The following is a 14965-nucleotide window of genomic DNA, read 5'->3' as shown; positions in this document are numbered from 1 at the left end:
ATGTATCTCTTAAAAAAGCTGTTTGGCCCAGTTGGTCAGCTTTTTGATTGGGTTTTGCTTGTCAGCCCCGATATCCGGCAAGTCATCGAAAATGATATTGTCAGAACTTTCATCTTTCTCTTTGGGTTTTTTCACTTCACGCTGTTCTTCTGTCTCCTTGACGGTCTTGTCGATCCTGATATCACCAAGATCGTCTGTATGCATCTCTTTGGAGTGAAGAAGATCCTGCTGGAAGTTGATTTCATACTGTGTATGTTCCCCCGCTTTGTAAAGCAGCAGACCGATCACAGTAGCATATGCAGGATCTTTCAGTTCGTCAAAAAGTCCATCGATCTCCCTTGGCTTCCCGATACGTACCGGAAGTGCAGGGAAGATGGACTGTGCCAATTCTCTGATACCTTTGAGTTTGGTCATCCCTCCTGTTAGAATGATACCCGCACCGATCTGCTCTTTGAGTGCGGATTTGTCAAGTGATTTTGCGAGGATCATCAATGCCTCTTCAACACGTGCGAAGATGACCGAATGGACAATCTCGAGCGAGACGCCGTTACGGTTCTCCTCATCGCCTATAATAGGCAGCTCTATCACTTCATTGCTTGTCTCGACAAGGTTCCCATGGCGGATCTTTACATTTTCCGCGATCTGCAGTGGTGTGTGCAGTGCCATGGATAGGTCGTTTGTAATATGGTTCGAGCCTACACCGAGGAAGTCGTTGTATCTGATGGAGTTGCCTACATGGATGACAAGATTGCTTGTCTGCCCGCCAAGATCTATGACAGCGACGCCCAGTTCTTTCTCGTCCTCATCCATCGTTGCGATAGCGGAAGCGTAACCGCTCAGGACGATACCGTCTATCTCTACACCGGCGGAACGTACCGCTTTTTTAAGGTTGGAAAGATTTGATTTCTGGGTCATGATAATGTTGACATCGACTTCCATGCGGCTGGCATTCATCCCGAAAGGATCTTCTATGAAATCCTGGTCATCCACTCTGAAGTTGTAGGGGAGTACATGGACCACTTCGTACTCGTTGGGGACATTGGCATTGTAGAGTGCAGTCTGCATGACACGGTTGATCTCTTTGATGGAGATGTCTTTGTGCGGAATGTTGACGATACCTGTGGAGTTCAGGCTCTTTGCATATGCATTGGAAATGGAGACTGTTGCTGAAGTGATATTGCTTCCGGCGATGCGCTTGGCATCATTAATGGCTTTTTTGATAGCACGGGAAGAGAGTTCGATGTTGGTAATGGCACCTTTTTTGATCCCCTGGGATTTAGCGATCCCGTGGCCCTGTACCTGAAGTTTACCCTCATCGTCAATTTCAGCTATGATTGCACATACTTTAGTCGAACCAATGTCTATAGCTAAAATTGTATTACTCAATTTTTAAGTCCTCCCATGTAAACTTCCGTAGGATATTTTGCATCCAACATCTTGATGAGGTTGGCTTCAAATGTTCTGCTTTTCATTTGATTGACAGTCTGTTTTACAAAATCTGTTCTGTTTTGTTCAGCTGTTAGGAATTTCTGGTCCATAATTTTGTAAACTACTACTTTATCCGCTATGCTTATAATACCCTTTTCTTTTAAAGATGTAAAGAGTTTTTGTACAAATTGTAAACTTTCTTCTGAATTTAATGTTTTCAGGTTGTCATTTTTCTCTAAAGTAACATATTCGGACACATTTGCATTGTTTTCGTTCAGTGTTTTGAGTGTTGTCTCGGCCAGTTTCATCAGGGTCTCTTTCCTGGCCTGGAGTTTGTATTGTTCTGTGACCTCTTCTCGTGCCTCTTCGAAACTTTTTACTTTGGGTTCGACGACTGCTTCTATCTTGACAGTGGCATATCTGTCTCCGACAACTTTTGGCTTAACGATATCGCCGCTGTCTTTGGCAAGGATGTCGTCCCAGAGTGCTTTGGAGAGTGTTGTGTCATTAGCGGGGAGTGTCACACTTTGGGTACTTTCCAATTTACCTTTTTTAAATGCGATATACTGTTTCTGTGCTGTTTTTTTACTCTTTTTAATCTTCAGGTCTTTACTCGCCTGCTCCTTGGCTTCATCGAAAAGAAGCTGCTTGCCTGTAGCATCGGTATAGTTAAAAGAGTTCTCATCATAGAATGCTTTGATCTCTTCGTCGGTCACGTCAACACCATTGGTTGCTGTCCAGACAATAGAAAGTTTGTACATTCGCGGGGTCATGAAATTCTCTTTCTGTGTCTCCCAGAATGCTTTGAGTTTGGCATCATCTATACTGATATTGACATCGTTGCTTTTAAGCACTTTGTACATCAGCTTGTCTGCGATATTCATTGCCGCCGATACGGTCTCTTCCTCAAGAGGCAGTGCATCGGTATGCAGAAGTGCAAGGGTCTTTTGGATGGTGATCTCATCTTTGAGCGTTGCTTCGAAGGTCTTGGCTTTGAGTCTCTGGCTTCTGAGGTAGGCATTGTAGATATCTTTATTGAATACACCGTCTTTCTGGAAACCTTTGATGCCGGCAAGTGTCCTGGCCACCTCTTTGTCTGAAACAACGATCCCCATCTCCTGTGCGAAGTTAAGCAGTTTGGCCTGTACCTCGATACGTGAGAAGGCCTGCTGAATCAGGCCCATCTCTTTGGCTTTTTTCTCATCGAGCTTACCCTGCATCATCTCATTGTACTGATTGTAGAGGTTGCTGTAAGCCATATTGAGTTGTGTCTGTTTGATCTCAATGTTACCTACTTTGGCAACATTGCCCGCTTTGGAACCGAAACTGTACGTTCCCCAGCCTACGAAACCCGCACCTATAAATGCGATGGTCGCTACCCATATGGTCCATACGAGATATTTATTGTGTTTTTGCATCCAGCTAATCATACTTCATCTACCTTCTATCGAAAAATTTGTATAATATTTTACCCAAATAAGCTTGTGATATTACAAGATATGATAAATCTTGGGCATGAAAGTAAAGAGGTAAAGAATGATCAACAACAATACAATGATGCAGCGTGACCTAGAAGTGATATGGCACCCCTGTACACAGATGAAAGATCATGAAACACTGCCATTGATCCCGATAAAATCAGGCAAAGGGATCTATCTGTACGACTTTGAAGGCAACAGTTACATTGACGCAGTGAGTTCATGGTGGGTAAATCTCTTCGGACATGCCAATGCTTTTATCAATGAAAGAGTGAAAAAACAGATTGACACACTTGAACATGTACTGTTGGCAGGATTTACCCATGAACCGGCTGTGGAGCTGGCACACAGGCTTGTAAACATCACGCCTGAGGGGTTGAAAAAAGTCTTTTATGTCGACAACGGTTCCAGCGCGGTCGAAGCAGCACTGAAAATGAGCTACCACTATCACAGGAACAGAGGCAAAAAGAAGTCACTTTTTCTCTCCCTGACGAACTCCTATCATGGAGAGACGCTGGGTGCACTCTCGGTAGGAGATGTGTCGCTTTACAAAGAGACCTACGAGCCGCTGCTTATTGCCAACAGGCAGGTCCCCGTCCCCAAAGACCAGAGTGTGGAGGCAGCCAGAGAAGCCCTTGATGTACTCAGAGAGGTGCTTGAAGCCAAAGCAGATGAAACCGCTGCACTGATCCTTGAACCGCTGATACAGGGAGCAGGAGGAATGCACATGTATCACCCCGAATACCTTGTGGGTGCAAGAGCATTGACAGCAGCGTACGATGTGCATCTCATCGCGGATGAGATCATGACCGGATTTGGACGTACGGGCAGGATGTTCGCCTGTGACCATGCCGGCATTTCTCCAGATTTCATGACACTCTCTAAGGGCTTGACCGGAGGGTATCTGCCTCTTTCCGTGGTGATGACAAGCAACGAGGTCTACAGCGCTTTCTATTGTGACTATAATGAGTACAAGGCATTCCTGCATTCCCACAGCTATACAGGCAATCCGCTAGCCTGTTCGGCTGCTTTGGCGACGCTGGAACTTTTTGAACAGAACGATGTTTTGGCTGAGAATGAGAAGAAGTCACAATACATTAAAGAGAAACTGGAACGTTTTCTTGCTCTGGAAAATGTCAAAGAGGTCAGACAGCAGGGTATGGTAGCCGCAGTTGAACTTCAAGGGTATGATGTCAAAGAGCGTATCGGGTTGAAGATATATACACATGGTTTGAATGAGGGAGTGCTTTTAAGGCCACTGGGACAGGTGATCTACTTTATGCCTCCCTATATCATCACGTATGAAGAGATAGACAGGATGATGGATGTGGCATATGAGGGGATCAAAAGATTAAAATTGTAGGGTGTGTGTTTACGTACCACAATAATATAGAATTATTTTTTGCCAAAGAATTTTCCAAGAAGTCCTCTGTTGGCTTTTTGTACTCTTTCATAATGGAGAGCGGCTCTTTTAACCCCCTGTTCCATTGCTTCACGGTAGAGCTCCTCTGCTTTTTTTCTGTCTTTTCCTATGCCTATCCCGTTCTCGTAGAACTGTGCAAGATCGCAGATCGCTTCGGGATAGTCGTCGAGGGCAAGACGGTTGATAAGAGTAAAGGCTTCAGGCAGGTTCTTTTCGAGCAGTTCTCCTTTGAAAAGTTCTCTAGCCAGCATGAATTGGGCGAATTTCGATTCTGTTGCAGCACTGATAAGCAGAAGCTGTGCCGCTTCGGCAATACCGTTGCTCTCTTTGAGCTTCAGGATATGTGAAATGATCTCTTCTATCTCCTTCTCTGTGTATCCCCTGTTGCTGATCTTCAGCAGCCAGTTGTCAACTGATACATAACGCTCGCTGCTCTCATGCAATGAAGGGTATTGTGTCAACATGTTCTTGAGTTTCTGGTCAATATAGGGGATGGGTTTGTATACTGCCCCGGTAAGGGTTTCATGTTCGTTCACCATGCTTTCTGCTTTACTTTTGTCTAGTGGTACGGGGGCTGCTTCAGGTACCGCGCAGCGTGTTTCTTTGCCTACAGTTTCAAATAGTGTCTCCTCTTTCACTATACCTGTTTCTTCATGTATCTCTTCTCTATCTGTTTCGGAAAGGTTTGCAAAGCCTCCGTTCTTTTCAGTGTCAAGGGAAGTAGCTGTGTCAAGTCCGTCAACGGTATCGAAAAAATCATCTTTGGGGATGAAGTTGGTGTCTATGTGACTCTCTTTGGTCATAGGGGAATCTTCATCAGGTGTATCGAAGAAGTCATCATGGGGTGTATGACTGATATCGAGTTCAATGTTGCCGGGCATGACATCATCCGCTGTCAGATTCAGCAGATCATCGAAAGTATCGTCTTGCTGTGTCTGTACCGATTCTGGTGCTTCCCAAAACGCTTCTTCAGTACTTTCTTTTGTACTGTTATTATTGGGTTCTTTAACCAGTGTATCGAAATCGAAGAGTTCTGTCTCCTCTTTTTTTGGCTCTTCAGGGGTTGTGACGAAAAGATCAAACTTATCTATGATTTCCTCATCATTCTGGGGTGTTCTCTGGACGATCTCTTCCATCGGAGTTTCGATATATGTGGTAATGAGCGCCTGTGTCTGGGCATAGTTTTGTGCCTGAAGGCCGGAGATGATCTCCTGGAGTTTAGGGTCTGACCTGAGTGCAGAGAGTTTGAGTATCTGCAGCTGTATGGTTTCGATATCGGTAAGGGAAATAGCAATATTGATGATCTGAAGACGCTTTTTGGTTTGATTCATTCTTTGATCCTGGCATAAGAAGTAATTGGGTTTAAAAATTCTTTGATTATAACAAAAATATACTTTACCCGGATATTGACACTTGTGTGTTAGTTATATTAATAATGATGCTATCCGTATACTGGTTATAAGTCAATTGAGTGAGTAGAAGCCGGTAACGGAAAAATGTAGCGAAGGTGATCACGAACTACACGAGGGTGTGATAAAACTTTACAGGTTGGCGGAAAGTGCCAGCAGTCTGCAGGAGTTCTCGAGAATGGCGACCTTTTTTGCCATTTCGGTAATATCTCTGTCATATGAAATCAGCCCGTATCCTTTGATAAGCAGCAGATGGCTGTCATGTTTTTGGAAGAACTGCGGTATCTCATAGGGAGCGCGTTCTATCCAGTCATCGATACTCTGGGGGTCGTATACAATGATCTCCCCAAGGATCTTTTTGCCGTGAAAATCCTGAGGAGAAACCTTTCCGTGTTTTAATGAATAGGCAGTGGCATAGGGTGGCATGGTGAAGCAGATATATTTGGCATTGGGGATGGTCTCATAGATATGTTCATGAATGGGAACATCTATGCTTGCTTCACTCCATCGGTAATCTCTTTTGTGACAGTCAAGTGCGATGAGCCCTTCTTCCGTTATTTCATCGAGGATAGTGTCTTTTTTGTTGATGAGGAAACCGCTTGCCGAGATACGCGCCGAGATCGATCCGTGATAAACGCCAAAGAAGTTCTTGTTGAACATAGAGAGTGAGACATGTTTGATCTCTTCAATGAGATGTTTGTCCATTTGTGGAAACCTTTGTTAGGATTATTTCGCTATTATAACAGTAATATTTAGTGAATAGTGAATAGTGAAGAATGAAGAGTGTTGGTATGGGTTGCTGCACAACACTTTTGAGAAGAAGGGAAACAGGTGGAAATTCCGCATATACCGGTACTTTTGGAAGAAGTGTTAGAGAGTTTCGAGGGAGTACCGAAGGGGTATTTCGTCGATTGTACCCTTGGGTATGCCGGGCATAGTTCGGAAATACTGAAACGCTACGATCATTTGAAACATATCGGTATTGACCGGGATGATGAAGCGTTGGCTTTTTCCAGGAAACGTCTGGAACCTTTCAGTGACAGAAGCACACTTTATAAAGGTACGTTCGCCACGGTACTTCCCACACTGAAGGAAGCACCTGTGACCGCTTTGCTTGCTGATTTTGGTGTCTCCTCTTTGCAGCTCGATAAAAAAGAGAGGGGCTTCTCTTTTGATTCGGAAACACTCGATATGCGTATGGATGCAAATGCGCCACTCTCTGCCTATGAGGTGGTCAACACCTATCCCAAAGAGAAGCTGGAGTATATCTTCGATACCTACGGAGAAGTTCGTTCCTATAAAAAACTGGCATCAGCTGTGGTTGATGCCAGGGCCAAAGCACCCATAGAGAGTGCCAAAGCGCTGAGTGAGATAGCCAAAAGCGTTATCCCCCCGGGAGGAAAAATACACCCGGCGACCCTGATGTTCCAGGCGATCCGCATAGAGGTGAACAATGAACTCGGAGAGATAGAAGGGCTGCTTGATGCCATTGAAGCCAAACATTATGAAGGGGAAGTGGTCTCACTCATTACCTTTCATTCGCTGGAAGACCGACTGGTCAAGAACCGCTTCAGAAAATGGAGTCAGGAGTGTATCTGTGATCCCCATGCGATCCGCTGTACCTGCGGTAAGAAGCATGCATTGGGCAAAGCACTCTCACGCAAACCGGTGACCGCCTCCAAAGAGGAGCTCAGGGTCAACCCCAGAAGCCGATCAGCCAAACTCAGAAGTTTCAGGTTCAAAAGTGACAGCTAAAATGGCAAAAGGCGTGAAGAAAAAAAGACCCGACGGGATCACCTGGAAAATGGTGATGATCATTCTGATCTCCATATCGATTGTACTGATCCTGGCAGGTATCAAGATCTACCTGAGCAATCAGATCTATTATGAGAGCAAAGAGGTCAACAAGATGCAGAGGGAAGTTTCAGCACTCAAAGCCGAAAAGGTCCTTCTTGAGCAAAATATTGAAGCCTTGAAATTTAAGAACAGGGTAACCGATACGATCTTTATACTTGACAATACGGAAGAGTAGATGATCCGTCAATTCGTAACTTTCGCTGTTGACAGGCCGGTCATCAATCATATTCTGATGGCCTTCATGCTGGTACTTTCCATTTTTGCCTACCAGGATATTCCCAAAGAGATCTTCCCGCCTTCGACACTTGATCAGATAACCATTACCGGCGGCTACCCCGGTGCCAGTGCAGATGTATTGGATAAGATGGCGGTCAGGAACATTGAAGATGAAATAAAAAGTATCAGCGAGATCAACAATATAGATACTGTGATACAGAACGGTTTTTTCTCCATCCGTGCAGATATTAAGGAAGGGAGTGAGAACCAGCTTGTCCTGGGAGATGTCAAAGATGTGATTGCCAATATCAGACGGGACCTCCCTGCCGATATGGATGAACCCATCGCCAAGATCACCGTGCATGATTTTCCTTTGCTGCTCGTTGCGATCTCAGGAGATGTCCCTAAAAAGAGACTTCTGAATATCGCTGAAGATCTCAAGAGCAAACTGAGCACCTATAAGAATCTCAGCAGTATCAGTATCCGTGGGGATGCGGACGATGAGGTACTTATACAGATAGACAATGACAAGCTTAATGCTTACGGCCTGTCGAAGGAGGGTGTGTACAAAGCCATCTCCACACTCAGCTCCATCTTTCCCATAGGTACGATTGAACAGAAAGGGAGTCATCTCTATCTTTCTACAATTAACGGGGAAAAGTCAGCCAAAGCTCTGGAAGCTACACTGATCAGTGTTGCCGGTAAAAGGGTACGTCTCGGTGATATTGCCCATGTCCAATTTGGATTGAGCGAAAGCAATGAAATTTCCCACTTCAACGGTGTGCAGAATATCTCTATCAATATCAACAAGACCAAAAAAGGAAATGCCATTGCCCTGAGCCGTGAGATAAAACAGATGCTCAAGGAGGTACAGAAAGAGTATAAGGACGTGGTTTTTGAAGCCTATACCGATACCTCTGTCTGGATCAAAAACCGTTTGAACCTGGTCTCTTCCAATATTCTTTTCGGGCTCATACTGGTGTTTTTGGCGTTGCTGCTGAGTGTCAATTACAAGATCGCACTGGTTGTGGCCATAGGGATACCGACAAGTTTCATGATCACCCTGATCGCGGCGGATATGATAGGCTACAGTCTGAATATGCTGACCCTGCTTGGGGCACTTATAGCCCTGGGGATGCTGGTGGATGAAGCCATTGTCGTGGCGGAGAATATTTACCGGCATTTGGAAATGGGAAAAGCACCGAGGGAAGCTGCTATCGACGGCTCGCTGGAAATGTTCCCGGCTGTATTGACAGCCACGTTGACAACGGTGTTTGCCTTCCTGCCTTTGCTCATTATGAGCGGTGAGATGGGAATGTTCATGAAAGTGCTGCCCGTTATGATTTCCATTTTGCTGCTCTCCTCACTTTTTGAAGCCTTCTATTTTCTGCCTTTGCATTCCAAAGAGTTTTTTTCTACGAAAGATATGAAGAAGGGGCATGACAGGAGTGACTTCTGGATCAAACTTGATGTAATGTATGAAAGGCTGCTTGGAAAACTGCTCAAACGCAAAAAACGTTCACTCTTTCTGCTTGTAACTTTCATCATACTTTCCACCGTGGGGATGCTGGAATTGACCAAGTTTAAACTTTTTCCGGAGTTCGATTCGACACAGATCTACCTGAACGGGAAGATCGATGTCAATTCCAAACTGGAAGATACTGAAAAAGTGGTGACCGAGATAGAAAAAAAACTGCTGGAGTATTATGGGAAAGAAGATACGGAAGTCTCTTCCATTACTTCGGTCATCGGTCTCTACTTCAATGCGGACCAGACCTTCCAGACAGGAAAGAATCTTTTTCATATCTTTATCAACCTGCATGAGAAAGCGCCGGAAAACTTTTTTGACAAATACATCAACCCCATTCTCTCTCTGGAGTATGACGGCTCGGATATGATTAGAGAGAAAAAGGCGCAGGAGATTGCCACGGAAACGCAGAAAGATGTGGTTGAGGCATTCAGGAAGAAGCAACTGCCAAACGGCGAGAAACTATTTTCCGAACTGAACATTTTTGTTCCGCAGACAGGTATCGTGGGGCACGATATCGAGATAGGTCTCAATACTGCAGATGGAAAGAAACAGTTTGAGGCGATCAATCGGCTGAAGAAAGCACTTGGAAGTATCAAAGGGGTTTTTGACATTACGGACAATGCTACCGAAGGTGTCAAAGAACTGAAGTTGCGTATTAACGAATACGGGCAGATGCTTGGCTTCAATGAAGCCTATGTTACTTCTGTGCTCAAAGGTACTTTTCTCAAAGGTGAATACGGAAAGATGTTCGACACCAAAGGGCTCATACGTGTGCGCATAGAAGATCCCCAGAAAGATGAAGATCTCGATGTCTCCTCCATCAAGCTGACAACGCCTGACGGTAGACAGGTAGTGCGCCTGGATGAGATTGCCGACTTTATCTATAAAAAAAGCTATGTCAAGATATTTAAAGAAGATGGTGAGAGGGTACGTACGGTCATTGCCAGAGTAGAGAGCAAAACTGTTTTGGCAACAGAAGTGATGACCAGGATAAAACCTCTGCTGCAGACCTTTGAGAAAGAAGGTATAAAGGTGATCATTAAAGGTGAAGAGAAAGAGAACAAACAGATGAAAAAAGAGATGACACAGGCTGCGATGATCGCGATCTTCCTTATCTTCATCTCGCTGGTATGGATGTTCAACTCACTGGTACTCCCGCTTATCATCGTTTCGACCATACCGCTGTCCATCGTAGGGGCGCTGGCGGGAACCTACATCATGGGGATCAACCTGACTATGCCGGGTGTCATGGGGATGATCGGCCTTGCCGGGGTAGTGGTCAATGACGGGCTCATTATGCTCTCTTTCATTAAAGGCTCGAAAGACCAGCAGGAGATGATGCAGAAAGCCGGATACAGACTGCGCCCGATCCTGCTGACCTCTATTACCACGGTGCTGGGGCTTTCAAGCATGATCTTCTTTGCCAGCGGGCAGGCACTCATTATCCAGCCGATGGCGATCTCACTGGGCTTCGGGATCGCCTGGGCTACGGTACTGAACCTCTATTATGTACCGTTGATGTATGCGGTCATCTACAGGGTCAATCCCGCTGGTCCGGAAGAGAAAAACGGTAAAACTTCCTCATTTTTATGATTTTCTCTGTTTACCGCTTCTTCTTTTCTTTAATATATCTGCTACTTGAATTTAAAATTAACAATTTTTGGTTATAATTATTGACTTTTTAAAAAATGACAGTCTGAAAAGAAGGACAAATTGTGTTAAATTCCGTTGAAAGAAAAATAGAACAATTCATTGCCGAGCTGAATGACAAAGAGGTCCTGGGACTGTATGCCAAACTCCCGCAGGGAAAGAGACTGCGGGCAAAGCTTATTTTGAAGATTGCCGGCAACGGACTGCCCGTTGTGAAGACAGCAGCGATTGTGGAGATGATCCACGCGGCCAGTCTGCTGCATGACGATGTTATAGACGATGCCTATACGAGGCGTTCCAAGCCCTCTCTCAATGCACTGTACGGCAATAAAAGGGCCATTATGCTGGGTGATATCCTCTATTCAAAAGGCTTTTTTGAATTGAACAATATTTCGCCGGTAGTAGCGAAGATCGTCTCCAATGCCGTAACGCAGCTTAGTCTCGGAGAACTCAAAGATGTCTCTCTCTCCAAAACATTCAATACGGATAAAGCGATCTACCTTGAAATGATCTACCAAAAGACAGCATCACTCATAGAAGCCAGTGCCGGTGCGGCAGCGGTGCTTGCCGGCAAACCCAAAGAGGCATATATGACCTACGGCAGGAACCTGGGGATGGCATTCCAGATGATCGATGACCTCCTGGATATTACGCAGGATACGGCAACACTGGGCAAGCCTGCTCTTCATGATTTTGTGGAAGGCAAAACGACACTTCCTTACATCTATCTGTATGAAGCACTGGACGAAAAAGGACAGCAGAAACTTGCCTCTCTTCACGGAAAAGTATTGACTGCGGATGAACAGAACTGGATCAAGACAGAGATGGAGGAGCGACAGGTACTCATGAAGTGCTATGCCCAGGCCAAAGAGCTGATAGAAGAGGCGGTGGAACTGATGAACTCCCATGGTGAAGAGGCGCTCTCTGACATCGCTATGGAAATGATAGAGAGGGAATTCTAATGTATTACCAGGTCATCAGTTTTTCCCACAAGAATTGTGAACAGGTAATGCGTGAGCGTCTGGCCTTTGCCGACGATGATGCCAAGAGGACCTTTCTTGACCAGCTGGTAGGGTTCGAATTCGTTCATGAAGCCTTTATTGTCTCCACCTGCAACAGGGTAGAGATCGTTATGGCCACACGTGACAACTTTTCAAGCTATCATGCCGTTCTGGGCCTGATGAGCCAAAACAAGGATGTGAACTTCTACGAACTGAAAACTTCTGCCAAACGCTATGATGACGAAGAAGCGATCGAACATATCTTCTCGGTAGTTTCTTCACTTGACTCCCTTGTCATAGGTGAATCACAGATCACCGGCCAGGTAAAAGAGGCATTCAGGTTCTCCTATCAGCATGGTACGGCGGGACGCAGGCTTAACCGTGTCATTTCCTATGCGGTCAAATGTGCTGCGGAAGTGCGTAATGCGACCAATATTTCCCAAAACCCCATCTCTATCGCTTCGGTAGCCGTGGCACAGGCCCACAAACTTCTGGGCGACAATATTCAGGGAATGAAAGGTATCGTGGTCGGTGCCGGGGATATGGGCGTGTTGGCGGCCAAACATCTGCTCAGGGTAGGCTGTGATGTCGTACTGATAGGACGGGACCTTGAAAAGGTACAGGCAGTAGCGGATACGCTCGGTGAAGATGTCGAAGCCGATACGATGGAGAACCTTCCAAAGTATCTTAACCGCTACAGACTGCTTTTCTCGGCTACCTCGTCACCCGATCCTGTGATTACCAAAGGTCTTATTGAAAACGAAACACTGCCGCGTCACTGGTTCGATATGGCAATCCCGCGTGACATTGAAGATATGACACTGGAAAAACTGCAGCTTTTCCGTATCGATGATCTGCGTGCTATCTCCCATGACAACCATGCCATGCGTGAAGAACAGGCGGTAAGAGCAACTGAGATCGTTGAGCGCTATACGGAAGAGTTCTATGCGTGGCTCAAAGCACTTTCCATAGAGCCGGTCATCAAACAGATGCGCCAGCATGTCTCGGCAGCCATCGAAAAAGAGATACAGCGTGCACTGAAAAAAGGTTTTGTACCCAAAGAGTATGAATCCAATATGAGAAAGATGGCCGAGCAAATGTTTAACCGTTTTCTGCACGATCCGACGCAGAACCTCCGAGCCTCTTCGACCGAGAGTAAGAATGCCAACTGTATTGAAGCGGTCAAAAAGATGTTCAGCATCGATACGGAACATGTGGACTTCAAGCAGTACAAAAACGATCATCATACCAAAGGATACAGCGCGTGAGATTTTCAAGATTATTGATCCCTACGACCAAAGAGACCCCCAACGATGCAACCCTTGCAAGTCACATCTATCTGATCCGCGGAGGATTTATTCAGTCGGTAGGTGGAAGCGGACTATACAATTTTCTTCCCCTGGGCAAAAAAGTACTCGACAGGGTACGCAGTGTCGTCAAAGAGGAACTGGACAAAGCTGGGTGTCAGGAGGTCAGTCTCTCCTTTGTAACACCGGCATCGCTCTGGGAAGAGAGCGGACGTTACGAGAAGTACGGTAAAGAGCTCCTGCGCTTCAAAGACCGCAAGAACAATGAGTTCGTACTTGGTCCGACGCATGAAGAGATGATGGTGAACCTGGTACGTCAGAGTGTCAAAAGCTACAAGCAGCTGCCTTTAAATCTCTACCAGATCAACCTGAAGTTCCGTGATGAGATCAGACCGCGTTTCGGTCTTATGCGGGGGCGTGAGTTTCTGATGAAAGACGGGTACAGTTTCCATGTGTCCGAAAAAGATATGAAACGTGAATTTGCCTTGATGGAAGAGACTTACAAGAAGATCTTCACCCGTCTGGGACTTGAGTTCAAAGTGGTCGAAGCAGACTCCGGCGCTATCGGCGGAAGCGGAAGCAAAGAGTTCATGGTACTGGCAGACAGCGGAGAAGATACCATCGTGGTCTGCGACAACTGTGACTATGGTGCCAATATTGAAGCGGCGGTACGTCGGGAGAAAGCCTGTGAGGCCAAAGCGCCCGAAACAGAACCAGGCAAGGTTCACACGCCTGATACGACGACCATCGAAGCATTGAGTACTTTCTTCGATGCCGATCCTTATTATCTGGTAAAAACGGTTGCCAAACGTGCACTCTATGATGAAGGAAAGAGTGAAGTGGTACTTTTCGCCCTTCGCGGTTCCGACGAACTCCAGGAAGTCAAAGCATGCAATGCAGTCAATGCCAATGATCTGGTCGATATCAGTGAAGAGGAATTGGAAGCTGCCGGTTTGCTGGCAGGTTACATGGGGCCGACGGTCGTACCTGAAGGGGTCAGAGTGGTACTCGACAACAATCTCAAAGAAGCAGACTCCATGATCTGTGGTGCAAATGAGAAAGATCAGCATCTGGCCGGGGTCAGTTTCGAAGGCATGGCGGGTGACTATCATGATATCGCAGCAGTACAGGAGGGAGATCTCTGTCCGAAATGTGGATCACCGATGCGTTATACCAAAGGGATAGAGGCCGGACACATCTTCCAGCTTGGCACACAGTATTCCGAACCGCTTGGCGCAACCTTCCTCGATGAGAACGGAAAGGCACAGCCGATGGTCATGGGAACCTATGGTATCGGTGTGAGCCGTCTGCTGGCAGCCATTATCGAGCAGAACCATGATGAGAGAGGATGCATCTGGACCAAAGAGTCCGCCCCGTTCGACCTTCAGCTGATTGTTTCCAACATTAAAGACGAAGCACAGGTGGCATTGGGTGAAAAACTCTACGATGCGCTAAGTGCCAAAGGTCTGGATATACTCTTCGATGACAGGAAAGACCGTTTTGGTGCCAAAATGAAGGATTATGAGCTGCTTGGTATTCCCCATGCAGTGGTCATCGGCAAAAAGCTTCAGGATGGGCTGGTCGAGTTCATCAGCAGAGAGGGGCTTGTCAAAGAAGAGGTCTCTGCTGATGATATCCTCGATGTCGTAGGAGAAAGGGTCTGAT

11 protein-coding genes are annotated in these 14965 nt (G+C 46.0%); 7 read left to right on the top strand and 4 right to left on the bottom strand.

The window, feature by feature from the left end; genetic code table 11:
- Positions 1-9 precede the first annotated feature (9 nt).
- Together ftsA and YH65_RS07980 are read right to left on the bottom strand one after the other, a co-directional pair.
- A complete protein-coding gene (gene ftsA, locus YH65_RS07985; protein ID WP_046551413.1) occupies positions 10-1386 on the bottom strand; it encodes a cell division protein FtsA in 1377 nt (458 codons plus the stop codon).
- Positions 1383-2858, bottom strand: coding sequence for a peptidylprolyl isomerase (locus YH65_RS07980; RefSeq protein WP_046551412.1), 1476 nt, complete (start codon positions 2856-2858; stop codon positions 1383-1385). The genes ftsA and YH65_RS07980 overlap by 4 nt, the downstream gene beginning before the upstream one ends.
- A 106-nt stretch (positions 2859-2964) precedes the next feature.
- Here YH65_RS07980 and YH65_RS07975 point away from each other — a divergent pair, with 106 nt between their 5' ends.
- Complete coding sequence (locus YH65_RS07975; protein WP_046551411.1) at positions 2965-4269, top strand: adenosylmethionine--8-amino-7-oxononanoate transaminase; 1305 nt, start codon at positions 2965-2967, stop codon at positions 4267-4269.
- A 32-nt stretch (positions 4270-4301) separates the two neighbouring features.
- Here YH65_RS07975 and YH65_RS11295 read toward each other — a convergent pair whose 3' ends face one another.
- The gene (locus YH65_RS11295) at positions 4302-5660 is read right to left on the bottom strand and encodes a tetratricopeptide repeat protein (protein ID WP_052746147.1); all 1359 of its coding nucleotides are present in this window, start codon (positions 5658-5660) and stop codon (positions 4302-4304) included.
- Positions 5661-5870: 210 nt separating this feature from the next.
- Entirely contained in the window at positions 5871-6443 is a 573-nt protein-coding gene (locus YH65_RS07960) for a class II aldolase and adducin N-terminal domain-containing protein (protein ID WP_046551409.1), read from the bottom strand.
- A gap of 126 nt (positions 6444-6569) precedes the next feature.
- Here YH65_RS07960 and rsmH point away from each other — a divergent pair, with 126 nt between their 5' ends.
- The 6 genes from rsmH (at position 6570) to YH65_RS07930 (ending at position 14964) form a co-directional block, all read left to right on the top strand.
- A complete protein-coding gene (gene rsmH / locus YH65_RS07955; RefSeq protein WP_046551408.1) occupies positions 6570-7493 on the top strand; it encodes a 16S rRNA (cytosine(1402)-N(4))-methyltransferase RsmH in 924 nt (307 codons plus the stop codon).
- Between the two features lies 1 nt (position 7494).
- Entirely contained in the window at positions 7495-7770 is a 276-nt protein-coding gene (locus YH65_RS07950) for a hypothetical protein (protein ID WP_046551407.1), read from the top strand.
- Complete coding sequence (locus tag YH65_RS07945) at positions 7771-10935, top strand: efflux RND transporter permease subunit (RefSeq protein WP_046551406.1); 3165 nt, start codon at positions 7771-7773, stop codon at positions 10933-10935. It abuts the gene before it with no gap.
- A 122-nt stretch (positions 10936-11057) separates the two neighbouring features.
- Positions 11058-11954: a polyprenyl synthetase family protein gene (locus YH65_RS07940; protein ID WP_046551405.1), complete on the top strand. Its 897-nt coding sequence runs from the start codon at positions 11058-11060 to the stop codon at positions 11952-11954.
- Positions 11954-13261, top strand: a complete 1308-nt coding sequence (gene hemA, locus YH65_RS07935) for a glutamyl-tRNA reductase (protein WP_046551404.1) — start codon at positions 11954-11956, stop codon at positions 13259-13261. The genes YH65_RS07940 and hemA overlap by 1 nt, the downstream gene beginning before the upstream one ends.
- Positions 13258-14964 carry a proline--tRNA ligase gene (locus tag YH65_RS07930; protein WP_046551403.1) on the top strand — a complete coding sequence of 569 codons (1707 nt, stop codon included), beginning with the start codon at positions 13258-13260 and terminating at the stop codon, positions 14962-14964. The genes hemA and YH65_RS07930 overlap by 4 nt, the downstream gene beginning before the upstream one ends.
- Position 14965 lies beyond the last annotated feature (1 nt).

It is taken from the genome of Sulfurovum lithotrophicum (assembly GCF_000987835.1).
In the GTDB taxonomy this organism is placed as follows: domain Bacteria; phylum Campylobacterota; class Campylobacteria; order Campylobacterales; family Sulfurovaceae; genus Sulfurovum; species Sulfurovum lithotrophicum.
The sequence above is the reverse complement of the archived record's forward strand: the minus strand, read 5'-3'. Positions and strand labels throughout refer to the sequence as shown.

Bases quoted from the DNA above. Each gene is read 5' to 3' on its own strand.
- YH65_RS07980 (WP_046551412.1), bottom strand. From the start codon at position 2,858: ATGATTAGCTGGATGCAAAAACACAATAAATATCTCGTATGGACCATA.
- YH65_RS07975 (WP_046551411.1), top strand. From the start codon at position 2,965: ATGATCAACAACAATACAATGATGCAGCGTGACCTAGAAGTGATATGG.
- YH65_RS11295 (WP_052746147.1), bottom strand. From the start codon at position 5,660: ATGAATCAAACCAAAAAGCGTCTTCAGATCATCAATATTGCTATTTCC.
- YH65_RS07960 (WP_046551409.1), bottom strand. From the start codon at position 6,443: ATGGACAAACATCTCATTGAAGAGATCAAACATGTCTCACTCTCTATG.
- YH65_RS07950 (WP_046551407.1), top strand. From the start codon at position 7,495: ATGGCAAAAGGCGTGAAGAAAAAAAGACCCGACGGGATCACCTGGAAA.
- YH65_RS07945 (WP_046551406.1), top strand. From the start codon at position 7,771: ATGATCCGTCAATTCGTAACTTTCGCTGTTGACAGGCCGGTCATCAAT.
- hemA (WP_046551404.1), top strand. From the start codon at position 11,954: ATGTATTACCAGGTCATCAGTTTTTCCCACAAGAATTGTGAACAGGTA.